This is a genomic window from Paenibacillus sp. J31P190 (assembly GCF_059692075.1).
Genome location: NZ_JCAUAS010000039.1, coordinates 1 through 20,487 on the forward strand (window position 1 = coordinate 1; position 20,487 = coordinate 20,487).

20 protein-coding genes and 5 pseudogenes are annotated in these 20,487 nt (G+C 44.8%); 20 read left to right on the forward strand and 5 right to left on the reverse strand.

From position 1 onward, the window contains the following. Positions 1-275 precede the first annotated feature (275 nt). The 5 genes from AC58U0_RS34760 (at position 276) to AC58U0_RS34780 (ending at position 5,103) form a co-directional block, all read left to right on the forward strand. Positions 276-683, forward strand: coding sequence for a hypothetical protein (locus AC58U0_RS34760; RefSeq protein WP_497383274.1), 408 nt, complete (start codon positions 276-278; stop codon positions 681-683). Between the two features lie 402 nt (positions 684-1,085). Further along, entirely contained in the window at positions 1,086-2,435 is a 1,350-nt protein-coding gene (locus AC58U0_RS34765; protein WP_497383275.1) for an ABC transporter substrate-binding protein, read from the forward strand. Positions 2,436-2,508: 73 nt separating this feature from the next. Beyond that, complete coding sequence (locus AC58U0_RS34770) at positions 2,509-3,399, forward strand: carbohydrate ABC transporter permease (protein WP_497383276.1); 891 nt, start codon at positions 2,509-2,511, stop codon at positions 3,397-3,399. A 14-nt stretch (positions 3,400-3,413) separates the two neighbouring features. Next, positions 3,414-4,241 carry a carbohydrate ABC transporter permease gene (locus AC58U0_RS34775; protein ID WP_497383277.1) on the forward strand — a complete coding sequence of 276 codons (828 nt, stop codon included), beginning with the start codon at positions 3,414-3,416 and terminating at the stop codon, positions 4,239-4,241. 247 nt (positions 4,242-4,488) lie between these two features. Continuing rightward, positions 4,489-5,103, forward strand: a complete 615-nt coding sequence (locus AC58U0_RS34780) for a hypothetical protein (RefSeq protein ID WP_497383278.1) — start codon at positions 4,489-4,491, stop codon at positions 5,101-5,103. A 252-nt stretch (positions 5,104-5,355) separates the two neighbouring features. Here AC58U0_RS34780 and AC58U0_RS34785 read toward each other — a convergent pair whose 3' ends face one another. Continuing rightward, entirely contained in the window at positions 5,356-6,696 is a 1,341-nt protein-coding gene (locus AC58U0_RS34785; RefSeq protein WP_497383280.1) for a DUF5050 domain-containing protein, read from the reverse strand. Positions 6,697-6,828: 132 nt separating this feature from the next. Continuing rightward, a complete protein-coding gene (locus AC58U0_RS34790; RefSeq protein ID WP_497383281.1) occupies positions 6,829-7,356 on the reverse strand; it encodes a hypothetical protein in 528 nt (175 codons plus the stop codon). 30 nt (positions 7,357-7,386) lie between these two features. On the opposite strand from AC58U0_RS34790, the pseudogene AC58U0_RS34795 reads away from it, so the two are divergent. From AC58U0_RS34795 to AC58U0_RS34820, 6 genes and pseudogenes are all read left to right on the forward strand, one after another. Next, positions 7,387-7,722 (forward strand): annotated as a pseudogene (locus AC58U0_RS34795) (MarR family winged helix-turn-helix transcriptional regulator); the annotation flags it as partial. 343 nt (positions 7,723-8,065) lie between these two features. Beyond that, positions 8,066-8,533, forward strand: a complete 468-nt coding sequence (locus tag AC58U0_RS34800) for a DUF2975 domain-containing protein (RefSeq protein WP_497383282.1) — start codon at positions 8,066-8,068, stop codon at positions 8,531-8,533. Next, positions 8,478-8,594, forward strand: a pseudogene (locus tag AC58U0_RS34805) (helix-turn-helix domain-containing protein); the annotation flags it as partial. The gene AC58U0_RS34800 and the pseudogene AC58U0_RS34805, both read left to right, overlap by 56 nt. Positions 8,595-8,623: 29 nt before the next feature. Beyond that, a pseudogene (locus AC58U0_RS34810) lies at positions 8,624-8,788 on the forward strand (hypothetical protein); the annotation flags it as partial. A 73-nt stretch (positions 8,789-8,861) separates the two neighbouring features. After that, a complete protein-coding gene (locus AC58U0_RS34815; protein WP_497383283.1) occupies positions 8,862-8,954 on the forward strand; it encodes a hypothetical protein in 93 nt (30 codons plus the stop codon). Positions 8,955-9,002: 48 nt separating this feature from the next. Continuing rightward, positions 9,003-9,380 carry an HIT family protein gene (locus tag AC58U0_RS34820; RefSeq protein ID WP_497383284.1) on the forward strand — a complete coding sequence of 126 codons (378 nt, stop codon included), beginning with the start codon at positions 9,003-9,005 and terminating at the stop codon, positions 9,378-9,380. Between the two features lie 139 nt (positions 9,381-9,519). Here the strand turns inward: AC58U0_RS34820 and AC58U0_RS34825 are convergent, their stop codons facing one another. Beyond that, positions 9,520-10,611 carry a GntR family transcriptional regulator gene (locus AC58U0_RS34825; RefSeq protein WP_497383285.1) on the reverse strand — a complete coding sequence of 364 codons (1,092 nt, stop codon included), beginning with the start codon at positions 10,609-10,611 and terminating at the stop codon, positions 9,520-9,522. 368 nt (positions 10,612-10,979) lie between these two features. On the opposite strand from AC58U0_RS34825, the gene AC58U0_RS34830 reads away from it, so the two are divergent. From AC58U0_RS34830 to AC58U0_RS34850, 5 genes are all read left to right on the forward strand, one after another. Further along, the gene (locus AC58U0_RS34830; RefSeq protein WP_497383286.1) at positions 10,980-12,596 is read left to right on the forward strand and encodes a xylulokinase; all 1,617 of its coding nucleotides are present in this window, start codon (positions 10,980-10,982) and stop codon (positions 12,594-12,596) included. A 2-nt stretch (positions 12,597-12,598) separates the two neighbouring features. Then, the gene (locus AC58U0_RS34835) at positions 12,599-13,294 is read left to right on the forward strand and encodes an L-ribulose-5-phosphate 4-epimerase (RefSeq protein WP_497383287.1); all 696 of its coding nucleotides are present in this window, start codon (positions 12,599-12,601) and stop codon (positions 13,292-13,294) included. Positions 13,295-13,336: 42 nt separating this feature from the next. Then, entirely contained in the window at positions 13,337-14,761 is a 1,425-nt protein-coding gene (gene araA, locus AC58U0_RS34840) for an L-arabinose isomerase (RefSeq protein WP_497383289.1), read from the forward strand. A 614-nt stretch (positions 14,762-15,375) separates the two neighbouring features. After that, on the forward strand, positions 15,376-15,672 hold the full coding sequence (locus tag AC58U0_RS34845; protein WP_497383318.1) for an NUDIX domain-containing protein: 297 nt from the start codon (positions 15,376-15,378) through the stop codon (positions 15,670-15,672). Between the two features lie 564 nt (positions 15,673-16,236). Then, the gene (locus AC58U0_RS34850) at positions 16,237-16,416 is read left to right on the forward strand and encodes a hypothetical protein (RefSeq protein ID WP_497383290.1); all 180 of its coding nucleotides are present in this window, start codon (positions 16,237-16,239) and stop codon (positions 16,414-16,416) included. A 731-nt stretch (positions 16,417-17,147) separates the two neighbouring features. Here the strand turns inward: AC58U0_RS34850 and AC58U0_RS34855 are convergent. Continuing rightward, positions 17,148-17,408, reverse strand: a pseudogene (locus AC58U0_RS34855) (IS66 family transposase); the annotation flags it as partial. Further along, entirely contained in the window at positions 17,372-17,944 is a 573-nt protein-coding gene (locus tag AC58U0_RS34860) for a TetR/AcrR family transcriptional regulator (protein ID WP_497383292.1), read from the reverse strand. The pseudogene AC58U0_RS34855 and the gene AC58U0_RS34860, both read right to left, overlap by 37 nt. A gap of 366 nt (positions 17,945-18,310) precedes the next feature. On the opposite strand from AC58U0_RS34860, the gene AC58U0_RS34865 reads away from it, so the two are divergent. From AC58U0_RS34865 to ytxJ, 4 genes and pseudogenes are all read left to right on the forward strand, one after another. Continuing rightward, positions 18,311-18,484 (forward strand): hypothetical protein, encoded by a 174-nt coding sequence (locus AC58U0_RS34865; RefSeq protein WP_497383294.1) that lies wholly within the window; start codon positions 18,311-18,313, stop codon positions 18,482-18,484. Between the two features lie 225 nt (positions 18,485-18,709). Further along, entirely contained in the window at positions 18,710-19,186 is a 477-nt protein-coding gene (locus AC58U0_RS34870) for a DinB family protein (RefSeq protein WP_497383295.1), read from the forward strand. Positions 19,187-19,387: 201 nt separating this feature from the next. Further along, positions 19,388-20,134 (forward strand): SDR family NAD(P)-dependent oxidoreductase, encoded by a 747-nt coding sequence (locus AC58U0_RS34875; protein WP_497383297.1) that lies wholly within the window; start codon positions 19,388-19,390, stop codon positions 20,132-20,134. 69 nt (positions 20,135-20,203) lie between these two features. After that, positions 20,204-20,452: pseudogene (gene ytxJ / locus AC58U0_RS34880) on the forward strand (bacillithiol system redox-active protein YtxJ); the annotation flags it as partial. Positions 20,453-20,487 lie beyond the last annotated feature (35 nt).

Sequence of the window (20,487 nt, forward strand, 5' to 3'; positions counted from 1 at the left end):
ACCATAAACGAATAAAGGCAAAACTAAAAGGCATGAGCCCGGTACAGTACCGAACTCATGCGCTAAAGGCAGTCTAACTATATACTGTCTAACTTTTGGGGGTCACTTCATCGCTGCAGCTCCTTTTTTTGTTCATTCAATTAACGGGCAGATTTAGGAAGTAACTAAACATATGACGCAGAATAGCACTTCAAGTTATGTAATTACAATGTATTGACAATGTAATTACATATAGATTACAATTAGCTTATTGATTGTAAGGAGGCATCAGCTAGATGGATACAAATTTACAAATACGTATATCAAAAGACTTAAAAGAGAGTTTCCAACAGGTCGCTAAGGAAAATAAAAAAGATACCTCGTCACTAGTGCGTGACTGGATTTCGACCTATGTAGCTGAACATCTGCGAGCTGATGAAGATATTGCTGCTGAACTATATTTGGCAGGATATCAATTGCAAGAAGCGCTTGGGGGGAGAGAAAACGTTAACAAGGAGTTTGCAAAACAATTGCAGGAATATTCCTTAACGAATCAAAAAGAATTCACTCAGCGAATACTAACCACCTACTTGGACCTTGATCTGACAGTTCCTTCTTGTGTGACGAAAGCGTACAAAGGGTACGCTTTTTCTCAGATGTTTTTGTTGGGCTTAATTGGGGACAAACCGAAGGAAAGATTATAGGTTATAAGCTTAATTAAGGGAACGGTTGTTGAACTCTAAACGGAGAACGATAGCGCAATAGCCAGGGAGCAGATCGCCACGCGGCAGCTGCTCCCTGGTTTCGTTGAAGTAATGGGGAGTTTAGTTACAAAAAAAGGAAAATCTCTGATCGCAAAAGCAAAAGCGATAATTAGATAACATAACTTATTTGAACTTTCGTTTCAAGTTCTCCAACTGTAACATTGGTCTCAGAAACCGAATACAACAGGGCAGATTGGCCGTCTGCATGAAAATTGTACCCCGGAAAACGGGGGATTTGTACGCAATAATGCGTAAACGTACCTTACGGCGAAAGCGCTTTTTCCCTAAAATCATTAATGTAAGCGCTTCAAAAATCTGAATATATTATTGGGGGTATTAAAAGTGAAGAACAGGACGAAATTGAGCAGCACCGCACTCGCATTAATCATGACAGTATCACTTACAGCATGTGGATCGGAAACGAAGAATGTAGCAAGCTCAAAAGAAACGCCTGCAGCACCTACTTCGGCAACTCCTACTGCATCTGCAGCGACAACTCCTGCAGCGACAGCAGATCCTGGTGTTAAGCTTAGCATTTATACCAATCATTTCGACGATGACACTTCCAAGCCCTACGATTACGCGGTCGCCGAGTTGAAAAAAGCGATGCCAAACGTTGAAGTTACTTTGATGGCTGGGCTGCAAGATAATGGTCAAAAAATCAAAACGCAAATGGCGACAGGAGACTTGCCTGATATCATCGACACCTCTTGGGATATCATGCAGATCGGCAGCAAGTCGCACAATATTTTGACATTAGATGATGCTCCGGAAACGGCTCAATTCAAGAAAGATTTGAACAAAGGCAACGAAGCTAAATTGATTGCGCCGGACGGCCACGTGTATGGCTATCCGTATGCCGGCACTGAATTTATCATCTTGTATTATAACAAGAAACTGTTTGCGGAAGCAGGCGTACAAGCGCCGATCAAAACGATCGATCAATTGAAGGATGCCGCTAAAAAATTTAATGCGAAGGGAATCATACCGCTCGCGATCTTCTCAAAAGAAAAATGGATTGGCAACGCACTATTGCAAGGTTTCATGACTCGCGAGGAATCGAAAGGCTACGGCGCCCTCAATGGCGCGACGGAAACTCCGGCTGCTCTGAAGCTGGCCGCTAAGCAAGTGGAGGAGCTGCAAGCCGCAGGATTATTCGCGAAAAACGCGACCCAGACGAATTACGATCAAGCTTCCTCGCTATTTTACCAAGGCAAGGCGGCAATGTTCGTCAATGGCCAATGGGAAATTCCGAGCTCGCAAAAAAATCTGGGAGACAACGTAGATTTCATGAACTTCCCGGCGAAAGACGAAGCCACCTATGAAAAAGCAAAGTTTGCAATGAACGGAGCGGGCGGTCCAGGAGGCTTCGCAGTTTCTGCAAAAACGAAAAACAAAGAAGTCGCGATTAAAGTAGCTGCGTTCATGGCACGTAAATATGCTGAGTACAAGTACACGCAAGTGGGCACTCCGATTGTATCAATCAAGGTCGATAAGCCAATCACTGCGCAAGTGCCTGCAATGCTGACTCGTCTCGGAAAAGAAGTGATCCCGAATATTACAAGCTTCGCGACCGTGCAGAATGATACGAACGTAAATCTGAGTATTGACGACAACTCGCAGAACTTGATAGTTTCCGGATTTAAAGCGGATCAATTCGTAACTAATCTTAATAAAACGCTGAAGAAATAAATCCTTTCAGTACCTTATGACTCACATCGATTTGTAAGTCGGTGTGAGTCTTTTAAAAAAAGGGAGCATGGAGATGAAACAATACCTAGGAAACAAATGGGCCATCTTGATTTTTTTAACGCCGGCAATAGTTCTATATAGTGTAATCGTGTTTTATCCAATTCTCCAGACGTTTTACCGCAGCTTCTTTGAATGGGATGGGCTGAGCACAGCGACTTTTATTGGCGTCAGAAATTATATCGATCTTGCCCAAGATTATTTATTGACCACTTCGCTTCGAAATGGATTTTTATTCGCCATTGTTCTGGTCGTTTTCCAAATTGGCTTAGGCACGTTATTGGCGCTTATTTGCTCGGACCCGACGGTGAAAGGCCGAAAAGTGCTGAAAACCGCTTATTTTATTCCCGTAGTGCTTTCGGTCACTGTCGTGTGTCAACTTTGGCTTTCCATGTATGACCCGGTTAACGGAATCATCAATAAATTGTTTCAAACCCTTGGGATGGACTACCGCCAAGACTGGCTGAACTCACCAAGCGTCTCGATTATTGCGATTGCATTCGTCAACGCTTGGCAATATATGGGATTTCAGTTTGCCTTGCTCTATGCCGGCGTGAAATCCGTTCCTGAGCATTATACGGAAGCTGCTCGAATTGATGGGGCGGGTAAATGGAAGGCGCATTGGTACATCACGCTCCCTCTAATGAAGGAGACGTTCAAGTTTTGCTATATTATTGCCATTACAGCAGGTATAGGTGCTTATGTGCAAATGGCTATTATGACCAATGGCGGCCCAGGCACGACAAACTATACGATTACGTTCATGATCATCCGGAACGCATTTTCGGGCAATCAATACGGGTATGCTTGCGCCATTTCGGTATTGTTGATTGTAATTAGCCTAATCGTCACCGTTATTATCAACAAAGTGTTTGATAGCAGAGAAACCGGATTGGAACAGGGGTAAAGGAGAGTCATGGTATGAACAGAATCGTCGGAATTGTCCTGCAGTCCTTTTTATGGGTTTATTTCGTGATTTCCGTATATCCGTTAATTTGGATGGTCTTCTATTCGTTGAAAAACAACGATGAAATCTTCGTCACCAATCCTTTCGGAATACCGACGCACTTCAGATACGAGAATTACGTGAACGCGTGGAATAAATTCAGTGTCCCCACCTATATCGGTAATAGTCTGGTTGTCTCTACGGTTACGACAATCGGTGTTGTCATCTTCGCCGTCATGTTTGCCTATGCAATTGCCAGGCTTCGGTGGAAATTTCGAGAAGCGGTGCGGATTTACATGATTATCGGCATGTTTATTCCGATTCAAGTCATCATCATTCCCTTGGCGATTATCGTGAAAGATTTTCACATGACGAATACTTACGGCGCTTTATTGATCCCTTACGTGGCGTTCGGTCTGCCCTTTGCATCGATGGTATTTTACGGTTTCCTACGGGGAATTCCACAAGAGCTGGAAGAGTCGGCTTGTATGGATGGCGCCTCGATTTATCTCGCTTTCTTTCGCATAATTATGCCGATCCTCACTCCGGCAGTTGCAACCATTGTTATTCTTCAGTTTATGGGGACGTGGAATGAGTTTTTTTTGGCGTCAATATTGATTACAAAAGAACAATTAATGACCTTACCGATTGGGCTCATCTATTTTCAAGGACTTCATGCGACCGACTGGGGAGGAATGGGCGCTGTAATGACGATCGCGAGCTTGCCGATGGTCGTGTTATACCTGATCTTCACCGAACAAGTAGAAAGCGCTTTGACGGTCAGTTCTGCTGTGAAGGGTTGAATAGACGAATTCGCAGTATCGGTGGATGGCGTCTACGAAGCCGAGGCGGCAGGGAACTCGCTCACCGGTAACGCCTCCGTGAACGATTGCGGAGCGTGCTCGGGTGGGAAGAAGGTTGGCGGCCTTTACCAAGGAGCATCTTTAAAGATCAACAATGTAACCGCTACAACCAGCGGAAATTACAAAGTAACGGTTTACTATATTTCCGGGGATTGATGTTTCCGATGTAAGCGGAACGAAGGAGCTTATGCTTCAGCCTGCCGAATCCAAACTATTCAAGCTTACGAAGGAGACCGCTCCGACGGCGACGGTCAGTTACAGCCAAACCAGTCCGACAAACCAGAATGTGACGGCAACGATCACGCCAAGTAAAGCGGTAACCATCACCAATAACGGCGGCTCGCCCAGCTACACTTTCACAGCAAACGGCAGCTTCACCTTTGAGTTTGTGGACGCAGCCGGCAATAAGGGCAGCGCGGTGGCGACCGTAGGCAATATCGACCAAATCGCGCCGACGCTCCATCTCTTGATCGATAAGCCAATATTAGAGGGAAATAAGCATAATATGGTGACGGTCAGCATTAGCGTAAATGCGGATGGAACCGGCTCCGGTATCGCATCTGTCGTGCTTACCTCGATAACATCGAATGAGCCTGATAACGGTCTTGGCGACGGCGATACGGTGAATGACATACAGGATGCAGCAATCGGAACATACGACACATCGTTCAGCCTCCGCGCGGAGCGATCCGGTAAAGGCAGCGGCCGAATTTATACGATTACGTATACTGCCGTCGATCTGGCTGGAAACATAACAGTCGCGTCTACTCAGGTGGCTGTTCCTAAAAATAAGGACAAATGAGCGCAAGTACAACGGCAGCTCTCCAGTGGAGGGCTGCCGTTTATTGCAACCGAGTGGGGCTTGTTTCGGCACAATCGGTGCAAGTTCTTCAAGAAAGGAATTAGAACAGTCTGAAGACACAAATGTCCCTACATTACAAAAAAATATGCTAGCCTTCGCTGAACGAATGGGCAGATTAGAGCAAAAGCAAATGAAAAGGCTGCTCCTCGGAATATGATTGTCGAGGAGCAGCCTTTTTTGCACAACTTCAAACTATTGGATAGCTGTCATTTCTTTGGTTTTCCAGTTGATCCATGAGAACGTGACAGGATTAGCGAAAGTGACTTTAATAAGATCACCTGCAACGTCAAAACTCTGTACAGCCGAGTCATGCAAGAGAGTAACATTTTTAGCTATTAGATCTACTTTATACAGTTTCATATCATTTTTCTTCTGGAAAATCACCGTCTGCTCGTTAACGATAACAAGGTTATTCGAATTAAGTTCTATGACCTTCGTTGGTTCCTTCTCAGGTTCATTGAGGAGCCTTTCCATAAGGTAAGTACCGTCTGTATAGTATAAGGAATTGTTAATGACTTGATATCTTGAGGAAATATTTCTCATTAGTTTACGTTTATTCGTTCCATTTAGCTTCATTTCATAGAAGTCAACGGGTAGCCTGGATTCTTGATTGTAATATAGAGTTTCACCCGAAATTTGGTAGTTCCAAACATTTTTATATACCAACTGATTTCCAGTACCATCCGTCTTGACCATATTCACGTTCGATGTATCGAATTGTTTCGTATAATAGATCGAATCTCCGGTAATAGACATAGCCGCAATCGATGTGCCGCTGAGTAGCTTCTGAAGTCCTGAGCCATCGGTTTTCATTTTATAGACGCCGTTCTCTGGGGAAAGATTGTAATCTCTAGGGTGTCCAATGACTTTAAACGTCGAGAAGTAGATCCAATCTTTATCAACAATAAGGTGGCTAGTACTTACCTCATCGCCAATCTTGGTGTTCATTGATCCATCTAGTTTCATTTTATAGATTTTCCGCTCATCCATGGGGTGGGTGTAATAAATCCATTCTCCATCCACATAAACGGTGCCTACTTGGTTTCCATTCAAGCGATTGATGCTTGGGGTATAGCTGGTTTCTGTAGCTTTTACTTCGGCTGTGGCGTTCTCTTGATGAGTGATATCAATACGTTTGGTTTCGCCGTTCCAAGCTACTAAGGCTCCTAGTGCTTCGCTGACGAACCGTAAAGGTACAAGTGTAAACCCATTGGAGATAACTCCAGGTACTTCCATCGTTACGGATTTTCCGTTCTTGTAACCGTTCTTTTCCCCGATTTTATAGGTAATCAAAACATCGCCTTTCGTTGCAGTAACCGTACGCGTAGTATTGTCCCATTGAATTTGTGAACCTAAAGTTTCGAAAATTTTTCTTAACGGTACAAGTGTCGTTCCATCTGTAATGATGGGGGGTGTATCAAACGTCAACTCATTTCCATCCAGGTAAACAGCGATCTTGCTATCAGCAGCGTAAGCATTGGAGCTTACAACAAACATCATAAGCAATAGAAGTACAACAACTTTTCGACTCAACTACATAACCTCCCAATTTAATTTCTCTATATACGACGACTCTCCATATTCGACAAGAAATGCAAAGTCTCCTACACGGCTCTATTGAATCAGCTCTCACACGGAGAATGTAATAGTTATAACTCATTAATGCTATTGGTCTGAAGCATGGGGGAGTCGTTTGCTTTTGCGTTTTCCCCATGGTTTTCTTACGGAAATGAAAATCACAGCTAATAATAAGATCAATTGACACGCACCGAAAACAAGAAGCATAAACCGGTCATGGAGATACCTTGGATTATGAAGAGAGTCCAGACGCTCCAATACTGTAATTTGAATAGCATCTTGGACCCAGATATTTAATATACCACCTGAAAGAATCAGAACAAAAGCGATGACTTCCTTAGATATAATCCAATAATACTTCGTCAGTCCCCAATGTGTACGGATGGATAAAACAATGCCTGTAAAGACAACGCCTAATGCTCCGGGAATAATGAGAGCAAGGTCAAAGATATGCATAAAAGAATGGGCAGAATAAAGAAACTCTCCACTGGTAGTGAAATAGACAATTAAGATCAACACCAACTGGGTAAAACCGCCTCCTATCCACATTGCCGTAAAAAGAAGATGAAATATTAGCCACCAATTTTTTTGATTTTGGGAGATCTTTTTAGACATGGCGCACGCTCCTTTTAAACGGACCATAAATGCTTGGATATTATTTTGGAGAATCATCCTATGACAGCCGGAAAGCTTTCCGAGCTAACAGGGCTTACAACGAGAACGATAACGGGGGAATTTGACAGACTTGAAAAGGCGGGATACGTCTTTCGTGAGAAGGATGTTGAAGATCGTAGAAGAGTGATTATTCAAGTTAATAAAGAAAAAGCTGAGAAGGATATAATGAAGCATTTACAGTCTTTGGGACAATCCATACAAGCTATATTTAATCAATATGATGATAAACAAGTTAAGTTTCTTATTGATTTTATAAAAAGAAACCGAGATATTTTAAGAGATGAAACGATGAAGCTTAAACAATAATTGAGTCATGGTGCTTTGTTGAACTAACGAATACGATAGTAAGAGCATTTCTTTGCAATGAGAAATGCTTTTTTTATTTGTCAAAATTATAAGGATATTTCAATAAAAATATAATTTAAAACAATACTAATTTAATGTAAAACGATAAATCATGTGCTAAAATCATGTTGTCATTAAATAAGTGGAGGTGTTTTAAATGAATGTTAAACAAGGTTCATCCACTTTCTTAAAGGTAATTATTAATTATTTATGGATGCACTTCAAAAGCCATTAAAAAACATCCTTGAATTAAACCAGAAAATGATTAACGTTTCGGTAAAATTTAATTAACGAGGTGCTTTTTATGAAACAAGTTACGACACTCTTTTTAAAGCTAGCTGTTATTTTTATAGGAATCTCAGTTCTTGCATTGTGCATATTTTTGGTGCCTAAGATCGGGAATTTTGCTGGAGAATTGTATCCAGATATTGCTTATATGAAATCTCTCGTTTTAATCGATATGTACGCGGCAGCGATATCTTTTTACTTTGCTCTGTATCAAGCTTTTAAACTTTTAAGCTATATTGATAAGAACCAGGCGTTCTCGGAATTATCGGTAAAAGCTTTAAAGAATATAAAATACTGTGCCATCACGATCAGTACTTTATACCTGCTAGGTATGCCACTCTACTATTTCATGGGGAAAAGAGTTGACCCTCCAAGTTTCATACCAATCGGATTGGTCATTATTTTCGCCTCTATGGTGATCGCCGTTTCTGAAAAATGGGAAAGCAAAAGCGGTTCGTTTTTCAACATTAGAAGCGATATGTAAGACTTTGGATTGTCAGCCAGGTGATATTTTGGAGTACAAAAGCGATGAAGACACTCAATAAAAACAGACACACTGTTGCATTAGATAATAATGGTAACGCATGGGCTTGAGGATTTAATCAGGTGGGGCAAGTTAGCCCAGGTGGATGGAGTTTTAACGAACCCGTTAAAGTATCTATACCCCTCCATAATTAAAGTGAGGCTAAACGGGAATATGTTATCTTTTCAACAATATCCAGAGATCATCAATGAGACAACGGTGCTACCACTTCGAAAGATATTAGAGTCGCTGGGGGCTACCATCCAATGGGATAGCAACACTCGTTCCCTTGCGTTTTATCACGGAATCCTTCGATGGGCAAGTTATATGGGATGAGAATAATAAGCTAATAAATTGCAAAAAAGGGAAAATATATGGATGAAGCGAATAAAGATCCTGGATATGTATTCAAATCTGTGAGGTGTGGAGTTTGGTTAACTGTCCTTATTGCAATATTTCCAATAATAAAAGTCATGAAGTCATAATCAGCAATGACAGATGTATTTATACTTTGCTTAAAGAACAAGAGATTAAAGGGGCTGGTATTATTGTCCCCAAAGAACATAGGGAAACTGTGTTTGACTTAACTCAAGATGAATGGAATGCAACATATCATTTATTACACGAAGTTAAGTTGTATTTGGATCGGAATTACAAACCAGATGGCTATAATATCGGATGGAATTGTGGTCATGCGGGGGGACAGCATGTTTTTCATTCGCATTTACATGTAATTCCTCGATATGCGGATGAAATAATGGCGGGAAAAGGGATTCGGTACTTATTAAAAAAACAGAAAATAGACTAAGCTAACGAGGAACGATATCTCAGTAAAACAGGAGGAGGCTGCCGACAGTATTGGATCGGCAGCCTTCTCAACTAAACGGGCAGTTTTGTTGCAGATCAATTTAGGAGAACCGTACCATAAGTAATAACACAGTCCATGACTATTCCACTTCGATCGCTTTTACGGTTTCGCCCTCAATGAATACGGGCTGGTAGTAGGTGTTGGTGGGCAAGTCTTTTTTGCCTTGTAAATTCTTAATGACCCAGTCCGCTGCGTCTCGTCCCATTTGTTCTTGGGGGTGGGTCAGCGTCGTTAGTTTGATATTTGCGTTTTTGGCGATATAGGAATTGTCCTGTCCAATGATGGATAGCTCGTCTGGAATGGAGATACCCAGTTTTCTGCAGACATGTACGACTTCCAAGCCTACCTCGTCGTTGTAACACACAAGCGCAGTCACGTCATCGCGATTGTCGTTCAGATACACTTCCAAGTTAGCGGACAGGTCCGACTTCGTCGCCGTATCGAAAGAAAGCACATGCTCTTGCTGGAACCGTAATTTGGCTTCCCCAAGAGCCTTGATAAATCCCTTCATTCTATACTTCCCTTGTAAATCATCCATTTTCGCGATGATTCCGATCTGGGTATGTCCTTTGTCAATCAGCTCCCGAGTTGCTAGATAGCTGGACTGCACGTCATCCAGACAGAAGAAAGGAACCTCCAACTCTTCATAATAGGCATTGATCATCGTGAACGGAACGTCCTGCTCCTTAAAAGACAGGTAGTAAGCGATATTGGGGTTGTATACATTGCTTCTGGTAGGTTCTATAATCAGTCCATCCACGCCGTAGGACAGCATCATTTCTAACGCCTTTTTTTCCTGGGAGATATCGTTATTTGTACTGGCTAACAGCAAGGAATAGTTATCTTCATTTAATCGGCTTTCAATGCCGCGGATAATGGAGGGAAAGATGTAATCCGAGATATATGTCGTGATGACGCCAATCGTTTTATTCATGGCTTTCCCACCCGTTCTGGACCGGTATTGGGTGCTGACGTACGTGCCGGATCCTTTCTCGCTTCTTAGGAAACCCTCATTCGATAATTCCAGAATAGCCTTTCTAACCGTCTGCCGGCTAACGTTGTAGTCCTCCTGCAAAGCGAATTCCGAAGGGATTTTCTCGCCTGCTTTGTAAGTTCCCGAGAGGATATAACTTTTTATCTCATCTATGATGATCTGGTACTTTGGCTTCATGAAATCCACTTCTTTCATCGTTGTTCATTAAGTTGTACGTACACATTCTAGCATAAATTGTATGGAATGCAAATATAGTCATATTTGTTTATGATTTCAATGGTACAACTTCTATACTTATCCTTAGGAAAACATCTTGGTGAGACGAAAAGAGGTAGTATTTCAGCTTATGTTAGTATAACTATTAGACTATATTGACAAATGTACGTACAGAAAATATACTAAAACTGTCAGTAAGAGAAAGCGCCTTCTTTCGATTGAAATCTTCCGTTTGTCTCATCGAGTGACCGGTTCGATCGGAATCAGGCTATTATACGATTCGCAATCGTTGGGTTTAAGCCACGAACAGAGAAGGGAGATACGTGATTATGAATCATGTAGACTTGAAAGAAGCGATAACTAAGGGTGAAACTTCGCTAGGTATCGAATTCGGATCTACGCGGATCAAAGCGGTGTTGATCGATCGTCGTTTCGAGACCATCGCATCGGGAAGCTATGAGTGGGAAAATCTATTGAAAGACGGATATTGGACGTACAACCAGGAGGATATTATTAAAGGCCTCCAAACCGCTTATCGTGAAATGAAGCAGGAAGTGGAACGGAATTACGGGGTCACCCTCCGGACCGTGGGTTCGATCGGGTTTTCCGCTATGATGCACGGTTATATGGCATTCGACAGCACGGGTGATCTGCTGGTGCCGTTTCGGACTTGGCGCAACGCAACAACCGGTGCGGCAGCTAGGGAATTAACGGACTTGTTCCAATTTAATATCCCTGAGCGTTGGAGTATCGCTCATTTGTACCAAGCGATATTAAATCAAGAGGAACATGTGCCCCGCATTGATTTTGTAACGACGCTGGCTGGATATATTCACTGGCTGCTGACCGGCAATAAAGCGATCGGCATCGGAGATGCTTCCGGCATCTTCCCTATTGATGAAGCAAGCCGTAATTACCATCCATCGATGGTTAAGCAATTCGATGAACTTATAGCAGCCAAAGGCTATCCGTGGAAGCTTGAGGATCTTCTTCCTAAAGTATATCTCTCCGGCGATCAAGTTGGCGAACTAACGGAGACGGGAGCCGGCATACTGGACCTGGCCGGGGATCTGCAGCCTGGTATTCTGCTATGTCCTCCAGAGGGCGATGCCGGCACAGGCATGGTTGCGACGAATAGCGTCAGGAAGCGTACGGGTAACATTTCCGTGGGCACTTCCGTTTTTGCGATGATTGTATTGGAGAAAGAATTATCCAAAGTTTATCCGGAGATCGATATGGTCACGACGCCAAACGGCAGTCCGGTCGGCATGGTGCATGCCAACAACTGCTCCAGCGATCTCAACGCTTGGATGGGATTGTTCCGTGAATTCTCCGAAGCTATGGGATACGGCGTAGATTCCGGCAAATTGTTCAGCGTGCTGTTGAATAAGGCATTGGAAGCCGACCCGGATGGCGGGGGTTTGCTTAGCTACGGTTATCTCTCGGGCGAAAATATTACAGGAATTGACAAAGGCCGGCCGTTGTTCGTTCGCTCGCCAGAAAGCAACTTTAATCTGGCTAATTTCATGCGAACGCACTTATTCACTGCTTTCGGAGCATTGAAGCTAGGAATGGACATTTTGACCGAAAACGAACAAGTGGCCATTGACAGCATTTTGGCTCATGGCGGCCTATTCAAGACTCCTGTCGTCGGACAAAAAATCTTAGCGGGCGCGCTGAACGTACCGATCTCGGTCATGTCCACGGCCGGCGAAGGCGGGGCATGGGGCATGGCGCTTCTGGCTTCATATATGATCAACAAAGATCAAGAAGAGAGCCTGGATAACTTCCTCGAGCAGAAGGTCTTTAATGATGTCGAAGGACAGGAGATTGTTCCGGATGCAACAGACGTAAAAGGGTTCCAAGCATTCATCAAACGATACCAAGCAGGGTTGGCCATCGAACAAGCTGCTGTAGACCATTTGCTAGAGAACGGGAGGGGCTAACGTTGTTAGAACAATTGAAAGAAGAGGTTTATCAGGCAAATCTGGAATTGCCGAAGCATGGACTCGTGAAATTCACTTGGGGAAATGCGAGCGCCATCGATCGGGAAAGCGGTCTGTTCGTGATCAAACCGAGCGGAGTCAGCTATGAAAAGATGAAAGCGAGCGATATGGTAGTCGTGGATCTCGACGGTAATGTGGTCGAGGGAGAGCTGAGACCTTCCTCCGATACCGCGACTCACGCCGTGTTGTACAAACACTATGCACAAATCGGCGGCATCGTGCATACCCACTCTACCTGGGCAACGATCTGGGCGCAAGCAGGACTGGATGTACCGGTCATGGGAACGACGCATGCGGACACCTTCTATGGCGCCGTTCCTTGCGCGCGCTTCTTGAACCAAGAGGAGGTTGACCGGGGCTACGAAGCCGAGACGGGTCACGTCATCATCGAGACGTTCGAGAAGCTCGGACTGGATGTTATGGCAATCCCAGCCGTCCTGCTCCAAGGACATGCGCCGTTCACTTGGGGGAAAGACGTGAAGTCGGCGGTTGTGAACAGTGTCGTGCTGGAGGAAGTGTGCAAAATGAATTTGTACGCACGGCAATTGAATCATTTTGCAAAAGAACTGCCTCAAGGCATTCTGGATAAGCACTATCTTCGGAAACACGGGAAAGATGCCTACTACGGGCAGAAGTAATGGCCTTATTCATTATAAAATAGAGAAAAGAGGAAGATCACGATGTCAACAACAGCAGCTAAACAGTTTTGGTTCGTCGTAGGTTCGCAACATCTGTACGGGGAAGAAGCGCTTGCTGAAGTGAAAGCTCACGCGCAGACGATGACTGATGCCTTGAATAACAGCGGTGTGCTCCCTTATCCACTTGTCTTGCAGGACCTGGCAGTAAGTGCGGATAAAATTACAAGTATCATGAAAGAGGTCAACTATCGCGATGAAGTGGCGGGTGTCATCACATGGATGCATACGTTCTCGCCTGCAAAAATGTGGATTCGCGGTACAAAACTGCTGCAGAAGCCTCTGCTTCACTTGGCAACCCAGTTCAATGAAAGCATTCCTTGGGCTACGATCGACATGGACTTCATGAACCTGAACCAAGCCGCTCACGGCGATCGCGAATACGGCTTCATTAATGCCCGTCTGAAGAAACAAAATAAGATCGTCGTAGGCTACTGGGGACGTCCGGAAGTGCAGCAGCAGATTGCGGATTGGATGGACGTAGCGGTTGCCTATAACGAAAGCTTCAACATCAAAGTCGCCCGTTTCGGCGACAACATGCGCAACGTTGGCGTAACGGAAGGGGACAAGGTCGAGGCCCAAATTCAATTCGGATGGACCGTGGACTACTACGGCATCGGCGACCTCGTGGAATACGTGAATGCCGTTACAGAGCAAGAAATTGATGATCTGATGGGCCAGTATGCGGAGCTCTACGAATTCGATTTCGGCACGAACAGTAAAGAAGCTTGGGAAGCGAGCGTCAGAATCCAAGCGAGCTATGAAATTGCCATCAAACGTTTCTTGGATGAGAAAGGTTATAATGCCTTCACGACGAACTTCGAAGATTTGCATGGAATGAAACAACTTCCTGGTCTTGCTGTTCAACGACTGATGGCGCAGGGCTATGGCTTTGCCGGCGAAGGCGACTGGAAGACGGCCGCGCTCGATCGCTTGCTGAAAGTGATGAGCCGCAATCAAAACACAGGCTTTATGGAGGATTACACTTACGAGATGGCGGCTGGTCAGGAAGCGATCCTGCAATCCCATATGCTCGAGGTAGATCCGACCTTGGCAAGCAACAAACCGACAATCATTGTTTCCCCACTCGGAATCGGCGATCGTGAAGATCCGGCACGTCTCGTATTTGACGGCAAAGCTGGCGAAGGCGTCGTCGTATCCATGGCGGACTTCGGCACTCATTATAAATTGCTGATCAACGAGGTTTCCGCTTTCGAGCCAACGGTTCCGGCGCCTAAGCTTCCCGTGGCTCGTGTACTCTGGAGCGTGAAGCCAAACTTCCAGGATGGGGTAAAAGCCTGGATAGAGAATGGTGGCGGCCACCATACCGTCGTTTCTTTGAACCTGACGACAGACCAAATCGTGACCTACGCCAAGCTGGTTAACTTGGAATACGTCGTTATTAAGTAGTCTATAATTAAGGCGAAAAGAAGGCGGACCCGAGACAATCGAGGCGTTCAGAACTGATGGCGGATCCCGAAAAGGAGAAGCTGGAGCGTCGCCGCTTCCTTGAGCAAAATGTAAAAAGGCTGTCCCAAAATGTTAAATACATTAGAGGGGCAGCTTCATCATGGGCACATGTATCCATCTACCTTTCCACTAAGGGAACGTATAGACGTTATTTACGTGAAATATGCTCTCATTCAAGCAAACGAGGAACGTAGAGCCGCTATTCCGTTGTTTTTAGCTTCGAATAGCACAAATTTCATCGAATAACGCCCTCTCGTTCCGCTAATTCAATTTTCAGCTCATATTATCCACTTTAGCGGCTTGTCGTTCCGTTAAGAACAACTCTGCCCCAAAAGGACCTCCACCTATTGGCGGAAGTCCTCATGGATACGTGTAAACAACTTCAAGGTAGATCCCCTTCAAGATCTATAACCCTTTTGGGACAGCCCCTTTTTGTTTTTCAGAATAACCTTAACCTACCCATGTCATTAAATAAGACTATTATTACAAATAACGAGTATGACATTAAATTATATGGGGATGTTTCCCATTAACGTCCGTAAAGCGTTGGAGCTATAGTATGCCAAGGGGATAAATTCCTATTGGTTCATAAAACATCGAAAACTTTCAATAAGGAATCTGAAGTTTGGGACTTTCCAAAAGGAGGAGTTGAAGAAAAGGTTTTATGCCTAAAAGCTGTCATTATACGTGAATTAATTGAGGAAACAGGGACGGATAAATACATCATTAAACAAGAACTTCCTGGAAAAATAACTTTTCATCTTGACGACGATATAAAGAAGAAAATAGGCTATGAGTGCCAAGAGACTACTATGTTTTTAGTTGAGTTTGTTGTAATCAAATTGACCTAAAGCCAAGGAAATGAAATCGCCGAGATAATGCTAAGAAAGAAGAAGGAATTCCAACGGATATGTCGCGCGGCTGACTGGATATGGCGAGAATGTTTGCAGTGAAGCGAACTGACGAACTTCCGAATCTATTTTAAGGGACAATAAAAAATGAGTAGTAATCAGTTTGGAATAACTGAACTAAACGAGGAACTTTAGTTAAACAAGTGAAGAGCAGGAAGGTTAATTCATTTCCGGAATACCTCAGAGAAAAAGACAGCGTTTTACTCTCGGAATGAGGAAAATGGGATTCAATGATCCCATTTTAATGTCGCTATACACGGTTGATGTCGTTGGACAAGAACTTATATCCCTTGGAGTCACTATACCTTTTTCAAACCAATATTGATTTATATTTTCCAAAACTATCACCACATCTCGCAGAGTCTACGCTCTCCCACATTTCCTTCATTCAGCCTTAACCAGTTATGGATACGTGCTTGCACAACACAAAGGTCAGTTGTTAGGTGCCTGGGCTGGCTACCTTTTCATGTTTTTGAAGAATTAGAAAAGGCAGGCGAGTTGGTTATGGCCAAAGGACTTCATCCAAGTTCCAATGGGATTCGCATCCACAAAACGCATCCAGCCTTCCTTGATCGAATAAAGGAGTGCCGGGATGATTTAGAAGTTTATTACAGGACATGGGAATTGCCGAGACGAATAACTGGTACCATTCAAATGATGAAAAATGCGTTGCAAATTGATTAACTGAAAAAGAAGAAGCCCATCAACTTTGAGAGGGGCTTCTTTTCTTGTGTCTCCTCAATCCACTTGGAAGATAATATACTATCTTCATAAGGGATGGTTCTATTTGACATCGAAACAAAATTAAGAAGATTGTCGATATTGTAGAAATAACTTTACGTGAATACTTATCCGCTAGGTGGGGTTCGAGCCCATAAAATAATCATAAAGAGGGGCTTCCGGGCTATGAGTGTACGATTAAGCTTACTATAGACCAAACATGCAGTTGGTAGCAATTAAGATGGATGATGGTAAGCAGCTTAAAGGAACAATTGAAGGTCAGACCGAGTGGACGCTAACATTGCGGTATTTTGAGGGAATCATGTGGATACCGCTAATAGATATCATATAGATATCTGCTGGTCATTAAGGGGTCTCGCCAACATTTTAACGAAAAACACCTGAACAATTCAAGAGCATTCTCGCTGGTTACTTCGATAAATAGACTTTTCCGGCAATAAGGGGTAGTACCAGCGTTGCTGATACCACCTATAAATATATGTAAAAATGTGTAATGGAAAAAGATGACGGGTGTCCTTTTGTTGGGAAATCATTTCGGTCAGCGCAGCTTCAGGAAAATGTCTAGAGCTGCTTTTTTTTGTACGCTGAAGTTTTGAGTGTTGTGGAGTCGCTTTGTTCATGGTGAGCGTCAAATAGCCCCCACCTAGCGGCGGGAGCGGACTTGGGATGTACTTCTATGGATTCTGCTTCATCCGACAATCGGCGGGGAGCGAGGCTGACCAGGGCAGGAACAATTCCCGTAATTCGGCATCCAGCGGATCGGAGAGCTGCGGCAACTGCTTAAAGAGATAATTCAAGTCGTTGTATTTCTCCTTCGCTGTCTCGATTACGCTATAGATCGCCGCACTCGCTTTTGCGCCGCGCGGTGTGTTGGCGAACAGCCAGTTCTTTATCTGGATTACAAATGGCTTGTTCGACCGCTCGCTCGATTCGTTATGATCGCGCTCGTGATAATACTGAAGAGATGCTCAGCTCGTGGCGCGGACGAGCGCTGGTCACCGAGCCACGCGAGCGCAGCAACTAGCGAGAACAAGTCATCACCATTCATGTCGGTACGCGCTAGACCCTCGGCCTGAGTGCGAGTGAGAAGCCGCGTGCCTGCCGTTCGCAACGTGACGCACGAAGCATGTAGTGCGGATTCCGTGTCCTCGATGGCTGCAATCATAGCTTCCACAACACCTTGATAGTTACCCGTGAATGTAACGACGTCACGTAGCCACGACACAAGTGCATCATCGGGTGAACTCGCAGTTTCAAGCTCACGTGCCTTTGCCGTCAGCTCGTCGAAGCCTGCGCGGAGCAATGCATCAAGCAGCGCCTCTCTGGTCGGGAAATGACGATACAATGTGCCGAGCCCGACGCCAGCTCTGCGAGCGATATCGCGCAGCGATGCATCGGCGCCGTGCTGGGTTACAACCACGTTCGCGACTGCCAGTATGTGCTCATAGTTTTTCTTCGCATCGGCTCGCATATTCTTCCTCCTTGACAATTGGAGCGGTGCTCCGTATAATCGTAAACGGAACAGTGATCCTTTTATGTGGAGCACTGCTCTGGTAAGTATAACTCATCTGCATGTAAGGAGAAAGCAAGTTGTCTACAGATACAATGAAGGCGATTCGTTTGCATGGCAGCCCTTAGGTACTGCGTTACGAGGAGGCGCAGCTTCCCGAGCTGAAGCCAGGTGAGATGCTTGTCCGCGTTTACGTGGTTGGCATCAACCCTCCAACTGGTACCTGCGCGAGTGGTATAGGAACTTTCTCCTGAGTGACAGCCGGCGGTGTCCTTTCCCCTCATTCTGGGGTCGGACGTGTCGGGCGTCGTCGAGGGGCGGATTCATTTGGATCGGTACGTTTCCTGGGTAGGAGGCAAAACCGCCATCTTTAAATTAAGCGCGGTCACCTTGGTGGCCAAAGAGAAGGCAGAAATCGCGGATCGTATGTTCTATGAAGGTAGATCCGTTTCAGAACGACCGGGAATAACTCTTCTATTTAAAAAAAACTGCTTGAGATAACCGAAACGGTTGTCGCGGGAAAATCAGATTTCGGGCGCGTCACAAATCGCGGTAACATCCAAAACTTGCCTAAGATAGTTACTTACAAGCCGTCGCCATTCGTGATATAGATTGTTTTGTAACCTTTTTTTAAAAATAGATAGTTACTTTCGTGATAAAAGCCAGTTGAATCGGTGCACAGTTATGGCGGCACACTAAAGCATAAACAATCAAGGAGCGATAAAAATGAAAACAACGATTTTCGAAGACTTGGGCATTATTAGAGCACAAACGCTGCTAGCAATGGAAGGCGTGACTGAGGAACTCGCAGATCGTATTCCCGCTGGTTGCCGCAATAATATCCGTTGGCAACTTGGTCATATCTATTTCGTTACAGAGCACTTGACGCTGTCGCAACTGAATCTTTCGATGAATCTGCCGGAAGGGTTTGTTGAACGGTTCGGATCAGGTAAGGGACCGTTGGATTACCCTGCTTCGCTTCCTAAACCGACATTGCCAGAACTGAAAACCCTATTGACGGAACAACTGGACAGAATCCGCAAGCAGTATCCGATGGACCGCTTGAACGAAAGTGTAGATGCGATTAATACGTCCACGGGACTCTCTCTGGTAACTCCTGAGCAATCGCTGCGTTACAACCTGTACCATGAAGGATTGCACGCCGGAGTCTTCTCCACTTATAAAAGAGTATTGTCCCAATAACCTTTCGTTGAATAGAAAAAAAGTACAATCGCTTCTTTTTATTCCGCATGACTAACAGGCGAGAGAATCAACGCTTCCGGCGGAATCCATTGAGCTGATACGCGGCAATTCTTGTATTACATGGATAATTGGGCGAATTTTTAAAACGGAAAAAGTTCAAAAAAACTTATTTTTTTAATTATGAGAGGGAGAATATAAAACATGGCAAATTTAACAGGTAAAGTGGCAATAGTAACGGGCGCTTCGAAGGGAATCGGTGCCGGCATCGCGAAGGGATTGGCGGAGGCCGGTGCGGCTGTCGTCGTCAATTTTTCCTCCAGTAGGCAGGGTGCAGACCGTGTCGTAACCGAAATTATCAAAGGAGGAGGCCGAGCAATCGCGGTTCAGGGCGATATGTCCAAAGCGGCGGACGTCGAGCGGCTGTTCGAGGAGACGAAAAATGCTCTTGGTACGCCGAACATCCTGGTCAACAACGCCGGCATCTTCGAATTCCAGCCATTAGAGGACGTGACGGAGGAGTTGTTCCATCGCCAGTATAACATTAACGTGCTTGGGCCGATTCTGACCACGCAGCAAGCGTTGAAACATTTCCCTGCGGAAGGCGGAAGTATTATCAATATCGGCACGATCGCAACCAAGAATCCGGTTCCGACTACCATGCTTTACGCGTCGAGCAAAGGCGCAGTGGATACGATGACGATGGCACTCGCTAAGGAGCTCGGTCCGCGTAACATCCGCGTCAATACTGTTGCCCCGGGCTTTACGGATACGGAAGGCAACGCCGGTTTCGTTGCCAGCGAGGCCGGAAGGGCTCTTGCTGCGACTACGCCGCTGGGCGGCCGGTTCGGGAAACCGGAAGATATAACCCCGACAGTGGTCTTCCTCGCTTCAGATGACGCCGCATGGCTGACGGGTGAGAGAATCAGCGCATCCGGCGGCGTGCATTAAGCACAGCCTTAGGGCACCGGAGCAGTCGTTCCCGTTATAACTTGTATTATGAAGGATTGCATTTCGGGGTCTTCTCCATGCCCGATTAGCGCTAACGCGCTTCGTGAATTTGAATATTTGAAGAGATCCCCGAATCAAGAGATAGATTACACGCTTGTCAAAGTTCTCGAATCACGTCCGGTGTCTAACAAGATTGCCGAGGATTTGAATGTTAAACACGAATCTCCGCAAATGATTTTGATCAAGGATAAAGCCAAATACTGGGCTACTTCCCACTGGGCAGTTACGAAAGAGCATATGACAGTAGTACTTGACTAATCTAGAAGAGGTTGTCACATAAGGTCAAAAAGTTG